This window comes from Azoarcus sp. TTM-91 (assembly GCF_012911025.1).
Classification (GTDB): domain Bacteria; phylum Pseudomonadota; class Gammaproteobacteria; order Burkholderiales; family Rhodocyclaceae; genus Azoarcus.
This window is the reverse complement of sequence record NZ_WUEI01000009.1, coordinates 40,163-60,509: the sequence shown is the minus strand read 5'-3', so window position 1 is coordinate 60,509 and position 20,347 is coordinate 40,163. Positions and strand designations below refer to the sequence as shown.

Annotated in this window: 20 protein-coding genes; 10 read left to right on the top strand and 10 right to left on the bottom strand. The window is 68.5% G+C overall.

Annotated features, from left to right (window positions below):
- Positions 1-19 precede the first annotated feature (19 nt).
- Positions 20-232: a hypothetical protein gene (locus GRF61_RS24545; RefSeq protein ID WP_211165746.1), complete on the top strand. Its 213-nt coding sequence runs from the start codon at positions 20-22 to the stop codon at positions 230-232.
- Between the two features lie 148 nt (positions 233-380).
- On the top strand, positions 381-809 hold the full coding sequence (gene mscL / locus GRF61_RS04685) for a large conductance mechanosensitive channel protein MscL (protein ID WP_169149547.1): 429 nt from the start codon (positions 381-383) through the stop codon (positions 807-809).
- Positions 810-857: 48 nt separating this feature from the next.
- Here the strand turns inward: mscL and GRF61_RS04680 are convergent, their stop codons facing one another.
- Positions 858-1,499 carry an MBL fold metallo-hydrolase gene (locus GRF61_RS04680; RefSeq protein WP_133595105.1) on the bottom strand — a complete coding sequence of 214 codons (642 nt, stop codon included), beginning with the start codon at positions 1,497-1,499 and terminating at the stop codon, positions 858-860.
- Positions 1,500-1,581: 82 nt separating this feature from the next.
- Here GRF61_RS04680 and GRF61_RS04675 point away from each other — a divergent pair, with 82 nt between their 5' ends.
- Together GRF61_RS04675 and GRF61_RS04670 are read left to right on the top strand one after the other, a co-directional pair.
- A complete protein-coding gene (locus GRF61_RS04675) occupies positions 1,582-2,733 on the top strand; it encodes an OpgC domain-containing protein (RefSeq protein ID WP_169149546.1) in 1,152 nt (383 codons plus the stop codon).
- Complete coding sequence (locus GRF61_RS04670; protein ID WP_169149545.1) at positions 2,730-3,569, top strand: GDSL-type esterase/lipase family protein; 840 nt, start codon at positions 2,730-2,732, stop codon at positions 3,567-3,569. Before GRF61_RS04675 ends, GRF61_RS04670 begins: the two co-directional genes overlap by 4 nt.
- A 55-nt stretch (positions 3,570-3,624) precedes the next feature.
- On the opposite strand, the gene modC is transcribed toward GRF61_RS04670, so the two are convergent.
- From modC to GRF61_RS04650, 4 genes are read right to left on the bottom strand one after another with little or no spacing between them, the layout of a single operon-like run.
- Positions 3,625-4,749: a molybdenum ABC transporter ATP-binding protein gene (gene modC, locus GRF61_RS04665; protein WP_169149544.1), complete on the bottom strand. Its 1,125-nt coding sequence runs from the start codon at positions 4,747-4,749 to the stop codon at positions 3,625-3,627.
- Positions 4,750-4,766: 17 nt separating this feature from the next.
- The gene (gene modB, locus GRF61_RS04660) at positions 4,767-5,447 is read right to left on the bottom strand and encodes a molybdate ABC transporter permease subunit (protein ID WP_169149543.1); all 681 of its coding nucleotides are present in this window, start codon (positions 5,445-5,447) and stop codon (positions 4,767-4,769) included.
- 27 nt (positions 5,448-5,474) lie between these two features.
- On the bottom strand, positions 5,475-6,230 hold the full coding sequence (gene modA, locus GRF61_RS04655; RefSeq protein ID WP_169149542.1) for a molybdate ABC transporter substrate-binding protein: 756 nt from the start codon (positions 6,228-6,230) through the stop codon (positions 5,475-5,477).
- A 40-nt stretch (positions 6,231-6,270) separates the two neighbouring features.
- Positions 6,271-7,083, bottom strand: coding sequence for a TOBE domain-containing protein (locus tag GRF61_RS04650; protein WP_133595099.1), 813 nt, complete (start codon positions 7,081-7,083; stop codon positions 6,271-6,273).
- 206 nt (positions 7,084-7,289) lie between these two features.
- Here GRF61_RS04650 and GRF61_RS04645 point away from each other — a divergent pair, with 206 nt between their 5' ends.
- On the top strand, positions 7,290-7,718 hold the full coding sequence (locus GRF61_RS04645; protein WP_169149541.1) for a TOBE domain-containing protein: 429 nt from the start codon (positions 7,290-7,292) through the stop codon (positions 7,716-7,718).
- Positions 7,719-7,960: 242 nt separating this feature from the next.
- Positions 7,961-8,614, top strand: coding sequence for an oxygen-insensitive NAD(P)H nitroreductase (gene nfsB / locus GRF61_RS04640; RefSeq protein WP_169149540.1), 654 nt, complete (start codon positions 7,961-7,963; stop codon positions 8,612-8,614).
- A gap of 170 nt (positions 8,615-8,784) precedes the next feature.
- Here the strand turns inward: nfsB and GRF61_RS04635 are convergent, their stop codons facing one another.
- Together GRF61_RS04635 and GRF61_RS04630 are read right to left on the bottom strand one after the other, a co-directional pair.
- On the bottom strand, positions 8,785-11,124 hold the full coding sequence (locus GRF61_RS04635; protein ID WP_169149539.1) for a TonB-dependent receptor: 2,340 nt from the start codon (positions 11,122-11,124) through the stop codon (positions 8,785-8,787).
- Positions 11,125-11,183: 59 nt separating this feature from the next.
- Positions 11,184-12,374, bottom strand: a complete 1,191-nt coding sequence (locus GRF61_RS04630; protein WP_169149538.1) for an ABC transporter substrate-binding protein — start codon at positions 12,372-12,374, stop codon at positions 11,184-11,186.
- 377 nt (positions 12,375-12,751) lie between these two features.
- On the opposite strand from GRF61_RS04630, the gene GRF61_RS04625 reads away from it, so the two are divergent.
- Positions 12,752-13,282 (top strand): hypothetical protein, encoded by a 531-nt coding sequence (locus GRF61_RS04625; protein WP_169149537.1) that lies wholly within the window; start codon positions 12,752-12,754, stop codon positions 13,280-13,282.
- Here the strand turns inward: GRF61_RS04625 and GRF61_RS04620 are convergent.
- The 3 genes from GRF61_RS04620 to GRF61_RS04610 are packed head-to-tail and all read right to left on the bottom strand — an operon-like array spanning position 13,231 to position 17,274.
- Entirely contained in the window at positions 13,231-14,268 is a 1,038-nt protein-coding gene (locus GRF61_RS04620) for an ABC transporter substrate-binding protein (RefSeq protein ID WP_211165744.1), read from the bottom strand. The genes GRF61_RS04625 and GRF61_RS04620 overlap by 52 nt on opposite strands.
- A 26-nt stretch (positions 14,269-14,294) precedes the next feature.
- Complete coding sequence (locus GRF61_RS04615) at positions 14,295-15,092, bottom strand: methyltransferase domain-containing protein (protein ID WP_169149536.1); 798 nt, start codon at positions 15,090-15,092, stop codon at positions 14,295-14,297.
- Between the two features lie 7 nt (positions 15,093-15,099).
- On the bottom strand, positions 15,100-17,274 hold the full coding sequence (locus tag GRF61_RS04610) for a TonB-dependent siderophore receptor (RefSeq protein WP_169149535.1): 2,175 nt from the start codon (positions 17,272-17,274) through the stop codon (positions 15,100-15,102).
- 357 nt (positions 17,275-17,631) lie between these two features.
- Here GRF61_RS04610 and GRF61_RS04605 point away from each other — a divergent pair, with 357 nt between their 5' ends.
- From GRF61_RS04605 to GRF61_RS04595, 3 genes are all read left to right on the top strand, one after another.
- Complete coding sequence (locus tag GRF61_RS04605; RefSeq protein ID WP_169149534.1) at positions 17,632-18,660, top strand: iron ABC transporter permease; 1,029 nt, start codon at positions 17,632-17,634, stop codon at positions 18,658-18,660.
- A gap of 11 nt (positions 18,661-18,671) precedes the next feature.
- Positions 18,672-19,460: an ABC transporter ATP-binding protein gene (locus tag GRF61_RS04600; RefSeq protein WP_248281106.1), complete on the top strand. Its 789-nt coding sequence runs from the start codon at positions 18,672-18,674 to the stop codon at positions 19,458-19,460.
- 210 nt (positions 19,461-19,670) lie between these two features.
- Positions 19,671-20,243, top strand: coding sequence for a hypothetical protein (locus GRF61_RS04595; RefSeq protein WP_169149533.1), 573 nt, complete (start codon positions 19,671-19,673; stop codon positions 20,241-20,243).
- Positions 20,244-20,347: the final 104 nt, after the last annotated feature.

The window sequence follows — 20,347 nt, the reverse complement described above, 5'->3', positions numbered from 1 at the left end:
ACGGTGGGCCAAGACCTACATGGTTCTCGAAGTGCCACCCGGCAAGCACAAGTTGAGCTCCGAGGCGGAGAACACCTCGACGCTGGATCTCGACGTCAGCGCTGGCCGCAACTATTTCGTCTGGCAGGAAGTGAAGATGGGAGTGCTGTACGCACGCAACCGTCTGCAACTGGTGGATGAAGCCGCGGGTCGCGAAGGTGTCGCGGAATGCAAGCTGGTGGATGCCAAGTAAAGCGCCATGCCGGGCACCGCGATCCGCGGTGCCCCCGAGCCGGCAGCGAGACTAGCCGGCCGCTCCTGCCGCGGCTACCATCGACTCCGCTCCGGCGCCAGCCGGGGAAGCACCACGCAAACAACATCGCCCCAGGAGGATCCCCCCAATGAGCTTCATCAGCGAATTCAAAGCCTTTGCCATGCGTGGCAACGTCATCGACCTGGCGGTCGGTGTGATCATCGGCGGCGCTTTCGGCAAGATCGTCGATTCGCTGGTCAAGGACGTGATGATGCCGGTGATCGGCCGGCTGATCGGCGGCATCGACTTCAGCCACTTCTACCTCAACCTCAGCAGCCAGACCTACGACAGCCTGGAAGCAGCGGAGAAGGCGGGCGCGCCGCTGATCAAGTACGGCATCTTCCTCAACAACGCCATCAACTTCATCATCATCGCCTTCGCCATCTTCCTGCTGGTCAAGCTGATCAACCGCCTGCATGCGGCGGAGAAGAAGGAAGAGCCGGCCGCGCCGGCGGCGGAGCCGGAAGACGTCAAGCTGCTGCGCGAAATCCGCGACGCACTGAAGGAACGCGGCTGAGCTCCAGGCGCTGACCGCCGGGCGGACTCAGCGCCGCCCGGCCGACTGTCAGGCGCGGTCGCCGACGTAGGGGTTGCTTGCGCGCTCGCGGCCGAAGGTGGACGTGGGGCCGTGGCCCGGCAGGAAGGTGACGTCGTCGCCCAGCGGGAACAGCTTGTCGCGGATGGAGGCGATCAGCGCCGCATGATCGCCGCGCGGGAAATCGGTGCGGCCGATGGAGCCGGCGAACAGCACGTCGCCGACGATGGCCAGCCGCGACTGCGGATGGAAGAACACCACATGGCCAGGCGTGTGGCCGGGCGCGTGGATGACCTGCAGCGTTTCCTCGCCCACCGTCACCGTGTCGCCGTCGTGCAGCCAGCGCGCCGGCTCGAACACCTCCACGTCGGGGAAGCCGAACATCTTGCTCTGCTGCGGCATGCCCTCGATCCAGAAGCGGTCCTCCTCCTGCGGCCCTTCCACCGGCACGCCGAGTTCGCGCGCCAACCGGGCGGTGCCGCCGGCGTGATCGATGTGGCCGTGGGTGATGAGGATCTTCTCCACCGTCACGCCCAGCTTTTCCACCGCGGCGCGGATGCGCTCCACGTCGCCGCCGGGATCCACCACCGCCGCCCTGCGCGTTTTCTCGCACCAGACGATGCTGCAGTTCTGCTCGAAAGGGGTCACCGGAACGATGCTGATCTGAACCATGGGAAGGGCCATTCGGTCTTGAGGAACGACCCTAGTTTAACCGAGCGTCGGCGGCTGGCCTGCCGATGACCACCGCCCGCCGATGACCGCACTGCCACCGCCCTCCCCCTCACGCGACCTGCGCCTGGATTTCTTCCGCGGCCTGGCGCTGTGGTGGATCTTCCTCAATCACATCCCGAACAACGACTTCAGCTGGCTGACTTCGCGCAACTTCGGCTTCTCCGACGCCACCGAGATCTTCGTCTTCATCTCCGGCTATTCCGCCGCGCTGGCCTACCGCCGGCCGATGCTGCAGCAGGGCTTCGGCTTCACCACCCTGCACGTGTGGCGGCGCTGCTGGCAGCTCTATGTTGCCCATCTCATCCTCTTCCTGTTCTACACCGCCCAGATCGGCTACGTGGCGGAGCGCTTCGGCAACCCGATGTACATGGAGGAAATGAACGTCACCCGCTTGCTGGACGCCCCCCACCTGGCGCTGCTGGAGGCGCTGTTGCTGGAATTCCGCCCGGCCAACATGGACGTGCTGCCGATGTACATCGTCCTGCTGGGCGTGTTCCCGCCGCTGCTGTGGCTGCTGCTGCGCCGGCCGGGCTGGGCCTTCGGCCTGTCGGCGGCGCTGTTCGTGCTGGTGCGGCTCACCGGCATCAACCTGCCCGCCTACCCGCCCGGCAGCGGCTGGTTCTTCAATCCCTTCGCCTGGCAGTTCCTGTTTGTGCTCGGCGCGGTGTGCGCGCTGCGACCTGAGGTGCTGCAAGGCCTGGCGCGCTGGCGGCGGCCGCTGGACGTGGCGGCGGTGCTCTACCTGTTGCTGGCCGGCCTCATCGTCGCCAGCTGGCAGCTGCCGGCGCTGGAGCGCTGGGTGCCGGAGGCGCTGGCGGAGTGGATGTACCCGATAGACAAGACCAGCCTGGACGTACTGCGCCTGCTGCACTTCCTCGCCCTCGCCCACCTGGCGATGCGGCTGATCCCGCGCCACGCCGCCTTCCTGCACAGCCGCTGGGCCTGGCCGGCGCTGATCTGCGGGCGCAAGGCGCTGGAGGTGTTCTGCCTCGGCATCTTCCTGTCCTTCGCCGCCTACCTGGTGCTGATCGAGTTCGGCGGCAGCCTGGGGCTGCAGCTGGCGGTCAGCGTTGCGGGCATTGGCGCGATGGTGGGGCTCGCGTATGTTCTGTGCTGGTACACCGCCCGCGCCGCAAGGATGGCAGCCACGTCCAAGGAGGCCAAAGCCCGATGAGTTTGCGCCTGCAGATCCTCTCCCCAAGCTCGTGCCGCCTTCGCTGGCGCCACCGTCTCCGCGCCTTGGCGGGCAGCCTGCTGCTGGTCTCCGGCACCGCCTGCGCCCTGGCCGGCAACGACCCGGCCGCCGCGGTGGTGGCGGAGGCGCCTTGCGGCGTGCCTACCGGGCTGCTGCAGCACAACCCGCCGCTGCGCAACGTGGCCAAGGCGCTGAACGGTAAGCGGCTGAAGGTGCTGGTGTGGGGCACCCGGTCCACCGCCGGCGCCGGCACCAGCGGCACTGACCAAGCCTATCCGGCCCATCTGCGCGCCCGCCTGGCGGAACGCTATCCGGGCGTGGCGCTAGAGGTGGAGGTGCTGTCCCAGCCCGGCCAGACCGCCACCCAGATGGTGCGCGGCCTGCAGCCGGAGGTGATCGCCCGCAAGCCGGACCTGGTGGTGTGGCAGACCGGCTCCGCCGACGCGGTGCGCAACACCTCGCTGCAGGAATTCGGCCGCGCCGTTTCCCGCGCGCTGAAAACCCTGCGCGGCCGCAATATCGACGTGATGCTGATGGACATGCAGTACGGCCCTTACTCCGACCTGCTGGCCAACTTCCGCCCCTACCGCGGCTACCTGTGGTGGGCGTCGCGGCAGGAAGACGTGGCGCTGCTGCCGCGCTACCAGATCATGGAGTTGTGGGAGGAGCAGGGCCGCTTCGACCTCGGCACCGAGGACCGCAAGCTGCAGCGGGTGAATGCCGACGCCATCCACGCCTGCCTGGGCGACCTGCTGGGCTGGATGGTGATAGATGCGACCGAGCGAGCGGCGGGGCCAACCGACGACCAGCGCTGACCCCCGGCCCACCGGCGCCGCGCGGCACCCGCAAGATGACGGAAGCCCCGCCGCCTCAGCCCAGCAGCGCCACCGTCTTGATCTGCGCCCACATGCGCCGGCCCACGCCCACCCGCAGCTGGTCCGCCGAGCGGCGGGTGATGCGCGCCAGCAGCGGAGTACCTTCCGCGTCCAGCCGCACCAGTACGTGTGCCGGCGTATCAGCCTCCGCCAGGTCGGTCACCAGCACCGGCAACAGGTTGGTGATGGTGCTGCCTTCCAGCCGCGCCACCGCCAGGCTGACGTCGCGCGCATGTACACGGAAGCGCAGCTTGCGCCCCAGCGCCTCCGGCCGGCGGGCCACCATCACATTGCCGCCGGGGAAGTCCAGCCGGGTGAGGTGATAGCCGTCGTCATGCTCGGCCACCACCGACTCGATGACCACGCCGGCGTCCTCGGTGAAGGCAGTCGGCAGGTCCAGCCGCGCCAGCGTATCCACCAGCGGGCCTTGCGCTACCACCTTGCCCTGGTCCAGCAGCACCACATGGTCGGCCAGCCGCGCTACTTCGTCCGGCGAATGGCTGACGTAGAGCAGCGGGATGTCCAGCTCGTCATGCAGGCGTTCGAGGTAGGGCAGGATCTCGCTCTTGCGCTTGAGGTCCAGCGCCGCCAGCGGCTCGTCCATCAGCAGCAGGCGCGGCCGCGTCAGCAGCGCGCGGGCGATGCCGACGCGCTGGCGCTCGCCGCCGGACAGGCGGTCCGGCATGCGGTCCAGCAGGTGGGCGATGCCGAGCAACTCCATCGCCTGGTCCCAGGCCCGCCGGTCTTCCAGCGCACCGGCGCGGCGCATGCCGTACTCCAGGTTGCGCCGCACCGATAGGTGGGGGAACAGGCTGGCCTCCTGGAACACATAGCCCAGCGGCCGCTTGTGGGTGGGCAGGAAAACGCCGGCGGCGGTGTCCTGCCACAGCTCGCCGTTGATCTCCAGGCGCCCTTCCTGCGCCCGCTCCAGTCCGGCCACGCAGCGCAGGCAGGTGGTCTTGCCGGAGCCGGAATGGCCGAACAGCGCGGTGACACCGTGGCCGGGCAGGGTGAGGTCGACATCCAGCGCGAAGCCGGCGTAGTCGACCCGGAAGCGCGCGCGGATGGCGCGCTCGCCGCCAGCCTGCTGGGCGAGGGCGGGTTCCAGGGCTGCATTCATTACGGTTCTCCGCCCGCTCATCCCAGCGCGGGCTTGAAGCGCCGGCTGGAGTAGAGAGCGAGCAGCACGAAGAAGGAGAACACCACCATGCCGCCGGCCAGCCAATGGGCCTGGGCATATTCCATCGCCTCGACATGGTCGAAGATCTGGACGGACACGGTGCGGGTCTTGTCGGGAATGTTGCCGCCTATCATCAGCACCACGCCGAACTCGCCCACGGTATGGGCGAAGCCGAGGATGGCGGCGGTGACGAAGCCGGGGCGGGCCAGCGGCAGCACCACGGTGAAGAAACGGTCCCACGGGCTGGCGCGCAGCGTGGCGGCCACCTCCAGCGGACGGTCGCCTATGGCCTCGAAGGCGTTCTGCAGCGGCTGCACCACGAAGGGCATGGAGTAGAACACCGAGCCGACGACCAGGCCGGCGAAGGTGAAGGGCAGCACGCCCAACCCCAGCGACTGGGTGAAGTGCCCGATGGGGCCGTTGGGCCCCATGGTCACCAGCAGGTAGAAGCCGATCACGGTGGGCGGCAGCACCAGCGGCAGCGCCACCACCGCGCCCACCGGCCCCTTCAGCCGCGAACGGGTACGCGCCAGCCACCAGGAGATGGGCGTGCCGATCAGCAGCAGCAGCGCGGTCGTCAGCGAAGCCAGTTCCAGCGTCAGCCAGATGGCGGATAGATCGAGTCCGGTCAATGGCATCGCCGACCTTCCCTGCCTGCCGCGGTATTACAGATCGTAGCCGTAGGCCTTGATCACCGCGATGGCCTTCGGCCCCTTCAGGTAATCGGCCAGCGCCTTGGCGGCGGGGTTGTCCTTGCCCTTGCTGAGGATGACGGCATCCTGCTTGATCGGCTCGTACAGGTTGGCGGGCACGATCCAGGCGGAACCGCCGGTGATCTTGCCATCCTTGTAGACCTGGGACAGGGCGACGAAGCCCAGCTCGGCATTGCCGGTGGCGACGAACTGGTAGGCCTGGGTGATGTTGCTGCCTTCGACCAGCTTGGGCTTGATCGCTTCGGCCAGGCCCAGTTTCTCCATGGCCTGGATGCCGGCCAGGCCATACGGCGCGGTCTTGGGGTTGCCAATGGAAAGGTGCTTGAACTCGTTCTTCTTCAGCACTTCGCCCTTGTCATCCACATAGCCCGGTGTGGCGGACCACAGCACCAGCTTGCCCACCGCGTAGGTCCAGCGCGAACCGGCCACCGTGTCGCCTTCCTTCTCCAGCTTTTCCGGCGTGGTGTCGTCGGCGGCGAAGAAGACTTCGAAGGGCGCGCCGTTCTTGATCTGGGTGTAGAAGCCGCCGGTAGGGCCGAAGGAGGCGACGACCTTGTGGCCGGTGTCCTTCTCGAACTCGGCGGCGATCTCCTTGATGGGCGCGGTGAAGTTGGCGGCCACGGCGATCTGGACTTCAGCGGCGTGGGCGGCACAAGCGATGAAACCGGCGCCGAGGGCGGCGAGCAGGCGGGACAGCGGCAGACGCATGTTGGAACTCCGAAAGACGTTGGAAGGAAAGCGGAAGGAATCAGTCGTAGGCGGCCAGAATCACGCTGGAGGACTTGAAGAAGGCGCAGGCCTCGGTGCCCACCTCGATGCCCAGCGCGGTGCAGCTGTCCTGGGTGACCACGGCGGTGACATTGCGGCCGGATGGCAGCTGCAGGGTGACCTCGTTGTTCACCGGGCCTTCATGCACCGCCACCACCTCGCCCCACAGCTGGTTGCGGGCGGTGAGTTTCATGCCCTTGTCCACCGCCAGCATCACCGAGGAGGACTTCACCATCGCGAACACCTCCTTGCCGATCTGCAGGTTGAGGTTCTCCGCGCTGGCCTTGGTGATGACCGAGGTGATCTCGTGCCTGGGGTCCAGCCGCAGGCGCACCTCGTAATCCACGCCGCCGTCGCGCAGGCCGGTGACGATGCCGGCGAACTGGTTGCGGGCGCTGGTCTTCATGCTCATGCTGTGCATCAGCTTCTGGAAGGCCTGGATGTCGCCGCCGCCAACGTCGTTGAGGCGCTCGGAGAGGCGGTCGAGCGCCGCCTGGTATTCGATCTCCAGCGCCCGGTACATGGCGACGATGCGGCGGCCGTACTCGGTGAGCTGGGTGCCGCCGCCCTGGCGGCCGCCGGTAACCCGGACCACCAGCGGCTCCGGCGCCAGGTTGTTCATGGTGTCGATGGCATCCCAGGCTGCCTTGTACGACAAGGGCACCGCCTTCGCCGCCTGGTTGATGGACCCCTTCCGGCCTATCTCTTCCAGCAGGCGGATGCGGGTATCGGAAAGGGCGGTGCCCACCTCGGTCTCGAGGGACATGCGGGCGAGGAAACGGGTAGCAGTCATGGGGCGCGCAGGCATTATGGTATCTCCGACATATAAAGCCATTTCCGTGCCAAAACGGCTTTCTCTATGGTTGTGGGGCTACAAACGAAAGAACTATCTTCTCGTCGGCCGGAAATGGCCACACAGCCTGTCGCCCCCGCGACAAATCTATGTAGCAAACAATACAGCGTGTCTCGAATCCTGCAAAGTCCCGTAAGGAGCCATCCATGAAGGTCAGCGCCCGCAACGTTTTCAAGGGCAACATCAGCGCCCTGCGGCCCGGCACGGTCAATGCCGAGGTGGAGATCGCCCTCGGCGGCGGCGACGCCCTGATCGCCATCGTCACCATGGAGAGCGTGAACACGCTGGCGCTGGCGGAGGGAAAGGAGGTGATGGCGCTGGTCAAAGCGCCCTGGGTGATGCTGATGACCGACAGCAGCGGCGTGACACTGTCGGCGCGCAACTGCCTCCGCGGCACCGTCAAAGCGGTGGAGAACGGCGCGGTGAATTCGGAAGTGCTGATCAGCCTGCCGGGTGGCACCGAGGTCGCGGCGGTAGTCACCAAGGATGCGGCGGGCGAGCTTGGCCTCAAGCCCGGCGTGGCCGTCACCGCGGTGATCAAGGCCTCCAACGTGATCCTGGGCGTGCCGGCCTGATCCGGCGATGCGCGCACGGAACAAAGGGCGCTTCGGGCGCCCTTTCTCTTTGGCGGCGAGCGGACCTCTAAGGCCCCCATTTTCAAATGCGACTTGAAAGTGCTTCTGCCGCGAGGAGGTTTTCCCGTTGGCGCCGAACACCGAGAATGGCGGCCAACGGCCGTCTTCCGCCTATCGCGCGATCCTGGCTTTCAAGTCTTTCCGCAAGCCCCTGCAACCATCCCATCTCACTGGAGCCACAGATGAACGTCCTCAGCTTTGCCAAGGCCCGCTACACCACCAAGGCTTTCGACCCCAGCCGCAAGATTCCGGCGGAACAGTTCGCCCAGCTGCGCGAGCTGCTGCGCCACAGCCCGTCCTCGGTCAATTCCCAGCCCTGGCATTTCGTCGTCGCCGCCAGCGACGAGGCCAAGGCGCGCGTCGCCAAGGGCACCCAGCCGGGCTACGCCTACAACGAGTCCAAGATCCTGAATGCCTCCCACGTCATCGTGCTGTGCGCCCGCACCGCCTTCGACGAAACCCACCTCGCCGCGCTGCTGGAGCAGGAGGACAAGGATGGCCGCTTCGCTACCCCGGAAGCCAAGGCCGGCCAGCACAACGGCCGCAGCGGCTATGTGAACCTGCACCGCTTCGACCATAAGGACACCCAGCACTGGATGGAGAAGCAGGTCTATCTCGCCCTCGGCACCCTGCTGCTGGGCGCGGCGGCGCTGGAGATCGACGCCTGCCCGATGGAAGGCTTCGATCCGCGCCTGCTGGACGCCGAGCTGGGCCTGCGCGCCCGCGGCCTTACCAGCGTGGTGGTGGTCGGCCTGGGTTACCGCGCGGCGGAGGACTTCAACGCCAAGCTGCCGAAATCACGCCTGTCGGCGGAAGCGGTGTTCACCGAGCTCTGAAGCCGCGCTGCGCCCGCCTCACCCGGCAGGCGGCGATGAAAACGGCCGGCGCCATCTGCAGCCGGCCATTTATTCAGGCTCTCAAGCCGGCAATGCCGTGACACGCTCCGTTGCCGCCCTGGCGGGCAGGCGTCCCGGAAATCAGCGCCTCAGCCACCGCAGCATCGCCCTCAGAACTCCACCCCCACCTTGGCCACCACGGTGCGCGGCGCGCCGGGGTAGTAGGTGGTGCCGCCGGGGCTGGTCAGCTCGTTGGCGCTGATGTAGCCGATGTAGCGGCGATCGAAGAGGTTGATGACCGACAGCGTGGCGGTGAGCCCGCCCCAGCTGCTGCGGCCGCGCCAGGACAGGTCGACGTTGGTGGTGCTGTAGCCCGGCACCTTCTCGGTGCGCTCGACGTTGGCGTAGCGGCTGGCGGTGTAGTGCACCACCGGCGACAAGGTATAGGGGCCGTAGCGCCAGGCGGCGCCCAGGCTGGCGGTGAGCGCCGGCACGTCGGGCAGTTGCTGGCCCTTGGTCTGGCGCACGCTGCTGGCGGCGCTGCGGATGTCCTCGTCGAACTCGGAGCGGCCCCAGTTGAGGCTGCCGAAGAGGCTGAGCGAGCGCATCGGCTGCCAGCCGCCGGCCAGCTGCAGGCCGATCTGGTGCGCCTTGGCGACGTTCTGGGTGTAGGAGGCGCCCAGCGCCGCGTCATAGAAGGTGACGGCCTTGTTGCTGTACTTGGTGTAGTACAGCGCGGGCTCCAGGTAACCGCTGCCGAAGTCGAAGCGGGCGCCGATGTCCAGGGAGTCGGCCAGTTCCAGCTCCATCTCGTTCCACAGCTGCTGCGAGCTCATGCCGGTGGGCGGGCCGGAGTTCCAGACGTCGAAGGAGGGCGCGCCGAAGTTGCGGCCGACCGCCGCCTTCAGCTCCACCGCCGGCGACAGGGCGTAGCTCACGCCGAGGTAGGGCAGCCAGGCATCCAGCCGGCGGCTCTTGACGCTGCGGGTGGCGTTGACGCCAGTGGACTGGTCCAGCGCATCGCCATAGGAGACGTCACCGACGCCGGCGGTGTTGTGGAAGTCCAGCGCGGGCAGGATGTCCTGCACGTAGCGCAGGCCGCCCTTCACCTTCAGCGCGTCGAAACGGTGCTCGGCGCTGGCGAACACCGAGTGCAGGTCGTGGCGGCGCTCGACGTCGGCCAGCATGGACCAGCTGTTGAAGCTGAGCCCGCCGCTGTTGTTGGGCAGGTACTGCTTCCACTGCGTCGGCGGCCCCGGCGGCTCCATGGAGACGTAGGCATAGCCGAACTTGAAGTCGGTGTCGGCGGCGCGGGTCTGCAGCTCGGTGTTCACGCCGTACCAGTCGTGGTCCAGCAGCCACTTGCGCACCTGGCCGTTGGGCTGGCCGAACAGGTACCAGCCCTTTTCCTTCATGTAGAAGGGTTTGACGGTGAGGCGGGTGAGGTCGTCGAAGCGATAGACGATTTCCGCCAGCGCGGCGGTGGTCTCGAACTCCTGGCGGTTGTAGCCCTGCCAGTTGGCGCGCTGGACGTTGGTGGTGCCGCCGGGCGACTTGGCGTAGTCGTAGTCCCAGTAGTCGGACAGGTTGCGCGCCTGCTCGTAGGTGAGGCCGCGGTAGTTGTCCTGCGCCATGTCGCTGTGGGCGACGAAGAGGCGGACATCCAGCGCGCCGAAGCTGCGGTCCAGGCCGGCGGCGAAGGTGTCGCGGTGGTCGGGGGCGTTGCCGGAGCCGCGCCACTTGTCCGCCGCGGTGGTGGAGGCGGAGACGAAGAAGGCGGTGCCATCTGCCAGGCGGCCGCTATCCACCCGGGCGAACAGGCGGCGGAAGTTCTCCGAACCATAGCTGAAGGAGGCGCTGCCGCCGAATCTCTCTTTCGGCCACAGCAGCCGGGTGTCCAGCGAACCGGCGGTGTTGTACAGGCTGAAGCGGTCCGAAGGAACGGGCCCCTGGCCGAGCGACACGCCGGCGACGTTCTCCGCGTCCACCAGGAAGAGGTAGCCCGGCCCCGGTCCCGGCCCGTTCAGCGGCAGGCCTTCCAGCGTGCCGTTGGCGCCGTGGGAGGCAACTTCGCCACGCACCCGCAGGCCCTTGTTGCCGCCCTGGAGGTTGGCCAGGCCGTAGGCATCCAGCGTTTCCACCTTGGCGCCGGGCAGCTCGGAAATCATGGTGTAGGGGTTGGTGGCGCCCGGTGCGCCGAACAGCGCCAGACCCTCCTCGCCGACGCGGTAGAGGGTGGCGGCGTTGTCCCGCTCCGGTTCGTACCAGGCGGAAACGGGCGGCGTGTTCTCCGCCTCGGCCTCCACCACCACCGGCGCCAGCATGGTCTGGGCGGCGGCCGGGGTGACAAAAGGCGGCAGGGCGGCGGCAATCAGCCAGGCCAGCAGGCGCGGGCTCAGCCCCATGCGGGAAGCAGCCGGAGGAGAGGACGGCGGACAGGCCCCGGCGCGCGCAAGGCGCGACAGCACCCGGCCAACCGGGCGGGCCCGGCGGGCAATGACTGAAGACATGGTGGAACTCCGTGGTTCAAGCCCGGGGCGGACCGCTGGCCCGCCCCATCGGTGGCCGCTCAGTGCTGACCGTGGTTGTGATGCATGCCGCCTTCCGGCGCAGCGGTGGGGATTGCTCCCGGGGCGGGCGCCATGGCCCCGGCATCCGTGCCCAGCACGGGCGTCGCCAGCCACTGGGCGATTTGCGCCGGATCCGGCTCCACGCCATAGAAGCGCTGGTAGAAATCGCGGGTGGTGGCGGCGAGGTCGACCGGGAAGCGGTGGGGGTAGAAACGGTTCGCCAGCCACTGGATGCCCAGCGCGCGCATGAAGGAGGGCGGCCGGTCCAGCCAGTTCATCGGCGTGCGCGGCACCAGCAGCACCCGGCCTTCGCGCACCGCGCGCACCTTGCGCCAAGGGCCGTCGGCGCCCAGGCGGGCGAGGAAGGCGCGGTCCTGCACGATGATCACGTCCGGGTCCCAGGCCAGTACCTGCTCCAGGCTCACCTTCTCCATGCCCACATGGGAACTGGGCTTGCAGCGATGGACGTTGTAACCGCCGGCCAGCGCAATGGGCTCGACATGGAAGGACTCGCTGCACTCGGTGCTGAGGCCGTCCGCGCCCTGGGCGTAATACACCCGGGTGCGCCGCGCCGCCGGCACGTCCGCGACCGCTGCCTGCACCTTGTCCAGCGCCGCCTGCACCTCGCCGCCCAGCTGCGCGGCGCGCTCGCCGCGGCCGAGCAGGCTGCCGACGAAATCGAAGGCGCGCCGCCAGTCGGCCAGGGTGTCGACATTGACGAACAGCACCGGCACGCCGATGCGCTCGAACTGGCGGACGATGTTATCCACGTTGGACATGGAGATTTCGCCCCCCCAGGCCAGCGCCACGTCCGGCTTGAGGGCCAGGATCGTCTCCGCGTTCATCGTCGCGCCATTGACGCCGTGCCCCAGCATGCTGCCGATCTGGGGCAGCTGCGGAACGCCGGCCGGCAGGAATCGCTCATCACCGGGCTGCGGCGGCAGATTGAGCGCAAGCAGGGTATCCGGCGCCAGCACCATCAACAGGGCGGTCAGGGGCGGGGAGGTGCCCAGCACGCGCTGGATGCGTTCAGGCACCTCGACCTTGCGCCCCAGCATGTCGGTGATCTCGCGTGCCTGCGCCGGCAACGCCGCCAGCAGGAGACCGCAGGCCAGCGTGGCCAGCAGGGCGAGGGCGCCTTGGCGGCGGCGGACGACGCGCCCCGGGGCGCTGGTGAAGAAGGAAAGCATGCGGCCTCCAACGGAAATGGCGAATGGCGCCGGCGGTCGGGCACGACCACGGGCCGCAGCCCTTGCGCAATATATGTGCCCATCTACTAAATTCGACATAGTCCCTGGCGATGAGTGGAAAGCCCCCTGCAAGAATCTGCGGAAAATCATTCAGAAACGGCAGGTTGCCGGACTTCTCGACGGTAGCCGGCGGCTGCGGAAAAGAAAGGGGCGATTTGTTTTATTGTTTACATATGAACATATAAAAATGTGCTGTCTCCCACAATCCACCCGCTTGCCCTGAGGATGGCTCCCGGCGAACGGCAGGTGCGCGCCGCCAGGGCCGCTGGCATCGCCCTTGCGTGGCAGACGGCGACAGTGCCGATGGGAGCGATGTCATGTGCGACTACCGTGGTCCTCACCCACACAGCCCTTCCGCCGGCGGCTGCCGACCGGGCGCGCTGTCCGCCCCTCCCCGGCTGGCGCTGAACCAGCGCTTGCTGCTGCGCTTCAGCCTGCATCTGCATGCGCTGCTGGGCGCCGAGTGCTTCGCCGGCCGCCTTCCCGCCACGCCGGCTCAGCGCCTGGCGCGCATCCGCGCGGTGGCAGCGGTGCTGGCGGTGCCGGTGGCGCTGCCCGCCGCCGAACATCCCCTGCTCGCCGGCCTGCGCCTGCGCTACCCGGAGGAAACCCGGCGGCTGTGGCTGGCCTGCGCCTGCAAGGCCATGCGCCGCGCCGCCCTGCCCACCGATGCGGCGCTGGCGCTGTGGCACTGGCTGGAAACCGTCTCCGAACAGCTGCTGCACACCCGCGCCGGCCGCGGCGCGCGGGTGTGCTACCTGCCGCCACCGGCGCTGCGCAACCGCCGGCACCGGCCTCAGCTGGTGGGCTGCAGGAATTCGGCGACGTCGCCGTCCTCCAGCCGATAGCCGTAGAAGCGGCGGTAGAAGTCGCGCGTCTCCTGCTTCATGTCCACCTCGGCGAGGGCGTCCGGGTACAGCGTTTTCGCCAGCCACAGGAACTGCAGCGCCTGCTCCGAGGTTTCGCGCGACCACCAGAACATGCCGCGCGGATTGGCGTGGACGCGGCCCTGGCGCACCGCGCGCAGGCCGCGCCAGCGCGGTTCGCTGCGCATGCTCTCGGCGTCGCGCGCGGTCATCGCCACGATCACGTCCGGGTCGGCGGCGTAGATCTGCTCCAGCGACACCTTGGCGGTGGCCGGACCGCCCTGGAACCAGTGCTCGGCCACGTTCACCGCGCCGCCCAAGTCCATCCAGTCCTGGTTCAGCGAGGGCCGGCTGGAGGTGCTGAGCGGGTCGCCGACGGCGTGATAGACCTTCATCCGGCTGGCCTGCGGCACCTTGGCCAGGGCAGCGGCGACGCGGGCGACGTTGGCCTCGAAGTAGTCGCGGTAGTCCTGCGCCTGGCGCAGAGCCTCGGCGCCGAGGATTTCGCCGGTGACCAGGGTGCGCTCGACCAGCGCCGCCAGCGAGTTGCTGCGGAACACCGCCACCGCGATGCCGGCGCGCTCCAGCTGCTCCTGCCGCAGCTGCGGCAGGCCAGCGGAGGCGAACAGCACGTCCGGCTTCAGCCGCATCAGCTCCTCGACGTTGAGGTCGCCGCCAGCCCCGGCCAGCGCGGCATTGGCGATGCCGGGCACGAAGCGGCGGAACACCGGCATGTCGCGCACGATGCGGGTGGTGGCGACGATGCGGTCGCCGAAGCCCAGCATGGCGATGATGGCGTTCTGCGCTTCCCAGCTGGTGGCGATGCGCTCCACCTGCGCCGGCAGCTGCAGCCGGCGGTCGCCGTAGTAGGTGACCGTGCGGGTGGCGGCGGCACCCGCCGGCCGCAGCGCCAGCAGCGCCGCGCCGCCGAGCAGCGCGCCGCACAGCCGGCGGCGGCGGGCATCCATCCTCATGCCGTGCATGCCGCCCGCGCTCACTTGCGCCACCAGACGACGGCGGTGCGCGTTTCGATCTTCAGCCGCAGCCCGCCGGCCTCCGGCTGCAGCCAGGGCGCGAGGTTGGCGCGGAAGCGCGCCTCGCTGCCGGCGGGCAGGTCCAGCCAGGCGAAGTCCGCCACCGCCGCATCCTCGTCCGGGTACCACTTGTCGAAGCCGTCCGGCAGGTAGTCGACATGCGCCTCTATGCCCATGTCGATCAACTGGTTGAACACCAGCACGTAGGACATCAGCCCCGGCCGCTCCTGCACCGGCGGCGCCGGCTCTATGCCAGCCACCAGCTCATCATGGAAGGATTTCAGGCTGCGGCCGGAATAGACCATGACGTAGGCGGCCCGCCGCGCCAGCGCATCCACCTTGGCAAGGTCGCGCATCGCCGGCGAGCGCGACAGCAGCACCACGTCATGCGGCTGCAGGTTGTCGCCGGGGCGCACGTCTTCCCAGGCCAGCTCCACCGTGTCGATGTTGCCGGCGCCGGCGGCCTGGGCGTTGCGCTGCAGCTCGCCCAGCATGGAGGCGGAGACATCCAGCGCGGTCACCTTCGCGCCCTGCAATGCGGCGGGAATCGCCAGCCGGCCGGGGCCGGCGCCGACGTCCAGCAGGGTCTCGCCCGGCTGCAGCGCCAGGGCGGCGAGCTGGGGTGCCACATAGGGTTCGCTCAGCCGGGCGTAGCCGTCGTAGCGGCGGGCGAAGCCGTCCCACATCGCGGCGCGGCCGATAGTGGGCGGCCAGGTGAGTTGCATCAGCAGCTGCCAGTCGATCAGTTTTGCGTGCATGGCGGCCTCACAGATCGAAGCTGACGCTGGCGCGGACTTCGCGCGGCGAGCCGAGGAAGGCGCTGGCTCTGCTGTTGGTGCCGTTGATGCTGCCGGGGAAGATGGAGGCCCAGTAGCGTTCGTCGGTGACGTTGTTCACCGCCAGCCGCCACACCGCGGTCTTGCCCATCAGCTTGCTGGTGTAGCGCGCGCCCAGGTCCAGCGTGATGTAGGCATCGGCCCAGGTGCTGTTGGTGTCGTTGGCGGCACGCTTGCCGGTGTGGTGGATGTTGCCGCTGAGCACCAGGCCGGGTAGCGCGGCAACGCGGTATTCCGCCAGCAGGTTGGCCTGCACCTTGGGCACGCCGACCACCCGCTTGTCCTCGGTGGCCGCCAGCGAGGTGTCGCGCAGCTGCGGATCGAGGAAGGTGACGCCGCCGTACAGGGCCAGGCCATCCACCAGCTCGCCGCTGGCGGTCAGCTCCAGGCCGTGGTTCACCTGCAGGCCCTGTTCCTTGAACACGTTGTCCGCGCCGGTATAGGCGAAGGGGCGCTCGCTGCGGAACAGCGCCACCGCGGTATCCATGCCGCCGGCACGCCACTTGAAGCCGGCTTCCACCTGCTGGCTGCGGTAGGGCGCCAGCGCCTCACCCGGGTTGGAAACGCCAGAGGTCGGCGCGATGTCGCCCGGCTGCAGGCTATCGGCATAGGCCACATAGGTGGTCATGTCCGGCCGCGGCTTGTACATCAGCGCCACCGTCGGGCTGACGTCCTCGTCGTCATAGGCGGAAGTGGTTCTGCCGGCCAGGTTGTAGATGCGCGAGTGCAGCCAGCTGTAGCTGGCCACCGCCAGCAGCGACCAGCGCTCGTTGAAGGTCATCGTGTCGCCGATGATGACGGACTGCTGCCAGGTGCTGCTGGCGTGATAGCGGCTGCCGCCGGTGGACCAGTCGGCGCCCTGGTGCACCAATGGATCATGGATGTTGGCGCCAGCGTAGTTGTAGGGGGTGCTGGCAGCACGGGCGGAGAACACGTCCCAGGTGTAGCCGATGGTGCCCAGCACCAGCTCGTGGCCGACGCTGCCGGTGCGGACCTTGCCATTCGCCGTCAGCTGGTTGCTGTTGATGGTGAAACGGCCGGCGGTGCTGACGCCGACCGCGGTGGTGTAGTTGCCGGAATCGCTGGTCAGGGTGTGGGTGGGATAGGTGAAGCCGCGATCCACGATCTGCCGCGACACGCCCAGCGAGATGCGCCAGTCGTCGTTGAAGCGATGCTTGAGCAGCGCGCTGCCGCCATCGGTGCGCAGATCCAGGCCTGCGTCGGCGATGCCGAAGCCGGCCCTGGCGGGATCGGGCGCATCCGGTAGCTGACGGTCTGCGGTATACGCGAAACCGCCGGGATAACCCATCTTCTCGAATTCATAGTGGCTGGCGTTCAACTCCAGCACGGTGTCCGGGCTGAACTGCAGATCGACCGCGAGGCCGGCGAGGTCGCGGCGCTGCTCGCTGTGGCGCACATAGCCCTCGCCTTCCTCATGCAGCAGGTTGACGCGGTAGCCGATGGCGCCGGTTTCGCCGATGCGGCCGCCGAAGTCGGCATGCACCTTGGCCAGATCGCCGCTGCCGTAGCCCAGGGTGATGCGGCGCAGCGGCACATCGGTGGGCCGCTTGCTGACGAAGTTGAAGTTGCCCGCCGGGCTGGCCGGGCCGTAGAGCGCGCCGGTGAGGCTGGCGATCACCTCCACCCGCTCGAACAGCTCCATCGGGTAGGCGGTGGTGCCGGCGACGTTGAAGCCGTCGATATGGTTGTTGGCGACCACATCGGACTGGAAACCGCGGGTCTGCGGCCGGCCCACGTCCAGGCCGCCGCGCGCTTCCATCTGCGCCGAGGGCAGGTACTTCAGGATGTCCACCAGCGAGCTGGAGAGGGAGTTGTCGATCATCACGCTGCTGACCACGCTCACCGAGTAGGGCGTGTCCAGCACCTTGCGCTCGCCCAGCGGGCCGAGCTGCACCTTGTCGGCGCGGAAGCCGGCGCCGGCCTCGCCGGTAGCTTCCAGGCTGTCGTCGGAAGCGGTCACGGTAACCGGCGCCAGCACGGTTTCATCCGCCCAGGCAGGTTTGAGCAGGAATGCGGCAAGCAGCGCAGGCAAAGCGAGGACAGCGGGGCGGCGCAGGCGGCCCCGGAGGGAAAGGCGACTCATGGTGTTCGTGGTTCTCCGTCTGGAAACGGCCCGGGTCGGGGGCAGGGCCGGGAAACAAGGGCGAGGACGGCTCTCGCGGGCAATTTATATACCAACAGTAATAGCCCTGGGCGAAACCGCTCCAGCCGGGCAACTCCTTCAAACCTCAAGCATCCGAGGTCTGTCACAAGCGCCCATTTTGTTTACATTACTACATAATAAATGTCGGATTACCGACCAATCGCTTGAACAAAGCTGAACGACGCCCAGCAAGACGGACATGGCACCGCACTTGCAACGGCCTCCGTCATCGCGCCCATCGCTATGTCCATGGATACACAACTCACCTCCCCCACGCCTGCCAGCGAAGCCCGGCCTATGACGTCCGATAGACATCGCGGCAGATCGCTGCTGCTGCCGGCGCTGGCCACCCTGCTGCTTGCCACCACCGTGCTGGCGCTGGGCGCCGGCCGCTATCCGGTGGAGAGCGGCGACATCCTGCGTTTCTTCGCCGGGCTGGCCGGCTGGCAGACGCTGGAGTCGGCGCGGCAGGATCTGCTCTACAACCTGCTGGTGGAGATCCGCCTGCCGCGGGTGCTGGCGGCCATCCTGGTGGGCGCGGCGCTGTCGGTGTCCGGCGCCGCCTTCCAGGGCGTGTTCCGCAATCCGCTGGTGTCGCCCAACTTGCTGGGCGTGCTCTCCGGCGCGGCTTTCGGCGCCGCCGCCGGCATGCTGATGGGCGGCAGCTGGGCGACGGTGCAGGCCAGCGCCTTCCTCTGCGGCCTGGCGGCGGTGGGCGTGGCGCTGGCGGTGGCGCGCAGCTTCGGCGCCGGTTCGCTGGTGATGCTGGTTCTGGGCGGCATCATTTCCGGCGCGCTGTTCGCCGCGCTGCTGTCGGTGGTGAAGTACCTCGCCGACCCCTACAACGACCTGCCGGCCATCGTCATCTGGCTGATGGGCAGCCTGGCCGCGGTGGATATCCGCGACGCCGGCTGGGTGGCGCTGCCGATGGCGGCGGCCATCGCCGCGCTGTGCGCCGCCGGCCGCTGGCTGGACGCGCTGGCGATGGGCGACGACGAGGCGCGCACCCTGGGCGTGCCGGTGGGCGTGGTGCGCTATGGCGTCATCGGCTGCGCCACGCTGCTCGGCGCGCTCACCGTGTCCATGGCCGGCATGATCGGCTGGGTGGGGCTGATCGTGCCGCACGTCGCCCGCCTGCTCGCCGGCCCCGGCCACGCCCTGCTGCTGCCGGCCTCGGCGCTGCTGGGCGCAAGCTTCCTGCTCACCGCCGACCTGCTGGCCCGCAGCCTGGGCGGCGCAGAGATTCCCATAGGCATCGTCACCGAGCTGCTCGGCATCCCGGTCTTCCTGCTGGTGCTGCGCCGCGCCCGAAAAGGCTGGAACTGAGGATGGAGCCGATGATGGAACAGAACCCCAACCCCATGCTGCAAGCCGCCGGCGTGGGCTTCAACCGCGGCCGCCGCGTCATCCTGGATGGCGTTGACCTGCAGCTCGCGCCGGGCGACATCCTCGCCCTGCTGGGCGCCAACGGCGCCGGCAAAACCACGCTGCTGCGCTGCCTGCTCGGCCTGCTGAAGCCGGACGCCGGCGTGGTGCGGCTGAATGGCAGGCCGCTCTCGGGCCACTCGCCGCGCCAGCTCGCCCGCCACCTCGCCTATGTGCCGCAGGCGCACGCCGCGCCCTTTCCCTACACCGTGCGCCAGGTCGTAACGCTGGGCCGGCTACCCCACCACGGCCCCTTCTCCGCGCCCGCCGCCGCCGATCTGCAGGCGGTGGAAGAGGCCCTCACCCAGCTCGGCATCCAGGCCCTGGCCGCCCGCCCCTACACCGAACTCTCCGGCGGCGAGCGCCAGCTCGCGCTCATCGCCCGCGCGCTGGCCCAGGGCGCCCGCACCCTGGTGATGGACGAGCCGGTGACCGGCCTGGATTTCGGCCACCAGATCCGGCTGCTGGAGCGCATCGAACGCCTGGCCGCCGACGGCTACGCCATCCTCAAGACCACCCATCACCCGGACCACGCCCTCGCCTGCGCCACCCGGGTCGCGCTGCTGCATGAAGGCCGCATCGACGCCGACGGCCCGCCGGCCGACGTGCTGTCGCCGGCCGCCATTCGTCGCCTCTATCGCGTCGACGTCGAACTGCTGCAGGCCGGCAGCGGCCGCAGCGCCTTCGTGCCCGCCGGCTGAACGCTGCCTGGCGCCCGCGCGGGTCGCCCCGGAACCCACCCAAGGCGGCCCGGTCGACGCCATTCGGCAAAACGGCAGGCTGCCCTGTCATCTTCTACGCTGAAGATGGAACGACAGTCCGCCGGTTCACCGGTCAGGTCCACACCAACGGGTGCGACTCACTGCGGCAGGCATGCAGGAGCGACATCCACAGCGAAGAGGAGATAGAAGATGCGAGCGACCATTCCCGCAGGCGATGGCACGGGCAATCTCGAAAACGAGTTCCTGCCGCCCCTGGAAGCCACCTACGACCTCAGCTGGGAGAGCCAGATCGACTGCGCCAGCGCCTGGCAGGAAGCCGGCGCCAACACCGACGGCGAGGCCTGCCAGTGGCAGGAGTGCGGCTACCTGCCCGGCGAGGCGACGACAATGCTGAGCATGCAGACGGTGGTGCGGGTGAACACCCTCAGCCTCGCGCTGCGCGACCGCCTGCTCAAGCTCACCAACGAGCTCTCCAACGTCGCCATCGCCGAGATGGCCCAGCGCAAGGGGCATGGCGAAACCGACGGCGAAGCCTCTTCGGCCACCGACCCGCTCAGCACCGAAGGCCGCCAACGCTTCAGCGAGTTCGCCCGCGAATGGCACGAACTGCTGGCCGCAGCCCAGGCCGGCATGAGCGCACTGACCGGCTATGCGCCCGCCTCCCCCGCCAGCGCGCAGACCAGCAAGGTGGCCCGGTCGCTGGTGGAGCGACGACAACGGGTGGTGAACATCGACTTCGCGGATCGGCGGCGAGCCGGATGAGGCGGGGGAAAGTGGCTTGAGTCAGGGGACGAGGCCTGCTGCCAGTGAAGTGGCAGGCCTCACGCACCCTGCAAGACTCATGGAGCCGTTGCGACCCGTGTGGA

Excerpts from the sequence above, each read along its gene's own strand:
- mscL (WP_169149547.1), top strand. The coding sequence starts at position 381 with ATGAGCTTCATCAGCGAATTCAAAGCCTTTGCCATGCGTGGCAACGTC.
- modA (WP_169149542.1), bottom strand. The coding sequence starts at position 6,230 with ATGCGTCTGCCGCTGTCCCGCCTGCTCGCCGCCCTCGGCGCCGGTTTC.
- GRF61_RS04595 (WP_169149533.1), top strand. The coding sequence starts at position 19,671 with ATGCGAGCGACCATTCCCGCAGGCGATGGCACGGGCAATCTCGAAAAC.
- GRF61_RS04650 (WP_133595099.1), bottom strand. The coding sequence starts at position 7,083 with ATGACTGCTACCCGTTTCCTCGCCCGCATGTCCCTCGAGACCGAGGTG.
- modB (WP_169149543.1), bottom strand. The coding sequence starts at position 5,447 with ATGCCATTGACCGGACTCGATCTATCCGCCATCTGGCTGACGCTGGAA.
- GRF61_RS04605 (WP_169149534.1), top strand. The coding sequence starts at position 17,632 with ATGACGTCCGATAGACATCGCGGCAGATCGCTGCTGCTGCCGGCGCTG.
- GRF61_RS04675 (WP_169149546.1), top strand. The coding sequence starts at position 1,582 with ATGACCGCACTGCCACCGCCCTCCCCCTCACGCGACCTGCGCCTGGAT.
- GRF61_RS04615 (WP_169149536.1), bottom strand. The coding sequence starts at position 15,092 with ATGCACGCAAAACTGATCGACTGGCAGCTGCTGATGCAACTCACCTGG.
- GRF61_RS04610 (WP_169149535.1), bottom strand. The coding sequence starts at position 17,274 with ATGAGTCGCCTTTCCCTCCGGGGCCGCCTGCGCCGCCCCGCTGTCCTC.
- GRF61_RS04635 (WP_169149539.1), bottom strand. The coding sequence starts at position 11,124 with ATGTCTTCAGTCATTGCCCGCCGGGCCCGCCCGGTTGGCCGGGTGCTG.
- GRF61_RS04625 (WP_169149537.1), top strand. The coding sequence starts at position 12,752 with ATGTGCGACTACCGTGGTCCTCACCCACACAGCCCTTCCGCCGGCGGC.
- GRF61_RS04645 (WP_169149541.1), top strand. The coding sequence starts at position 7,290 with ATGAAGGTCAGCGCCCGCAACGTTTTCAAGGGCAACATCAGCGCCCTG.
- GRF61_RS24545 (WP_211165746.1), top strand. The coding sequence starts at position 20 with ATGGTTCTCGAAGTGCCACCCGGCAAGCACAAGTTGAGCTCCGAGGCG.
- modC (WP_169149544.1), bottom strand. The coding sequence starts at position 4,749 with ATGAATGCAGCCCTGGAACCCGCCCTCGCCCAGCAGGCTGGCGGCGAG.
- GRF61_RS04630 (WP_169149538.1), bottom strand. The coding sequence starts at position 12,374 with ATGCTTTCCTTCTTCACCAGCGCCCCGGGGCGCGTCGTCCGCCGCCGC.
- nfsB (WP_169149540.1), top strand. The coding sequence starts at position 7,961 with ATGAACGTCCTCAGCTTTGCCAAGGCCCGCTACACCACCAAGGCTTTC.
- GRF61_RS04680 (WP_133595105.1), bottom strand. The coding sequence starts at position 1,499 with ATGGTTCAGATCAGCATCGTTCCGGTGACCCCTTTCGAGCAGAACTGC.
- GRF61_RS04620 (WP_211165744.1), bottom strand. The coding sequence starts at position 14,268 with ATGGATGCCCGCCGCCGCCGGCTGTGCGGCGCGCTGCTCGGCGGCGCG.
- GRF61_RS04670 (WP_169149545.1), top strand. The coding sequence starts at position 2,730 with ATGAGTTTGCGCCTGCAGATCCTCTCCCCAAGCTCGTGCCGCCTTCGC.
- GRF61_RS04600 (WP_248281106.1), top strand. The coding sequence starts at position 18,672 with ATGATGGAACAGAACCCCAACCCCATGCTGCAAGCCGCCGGCGTGGGC.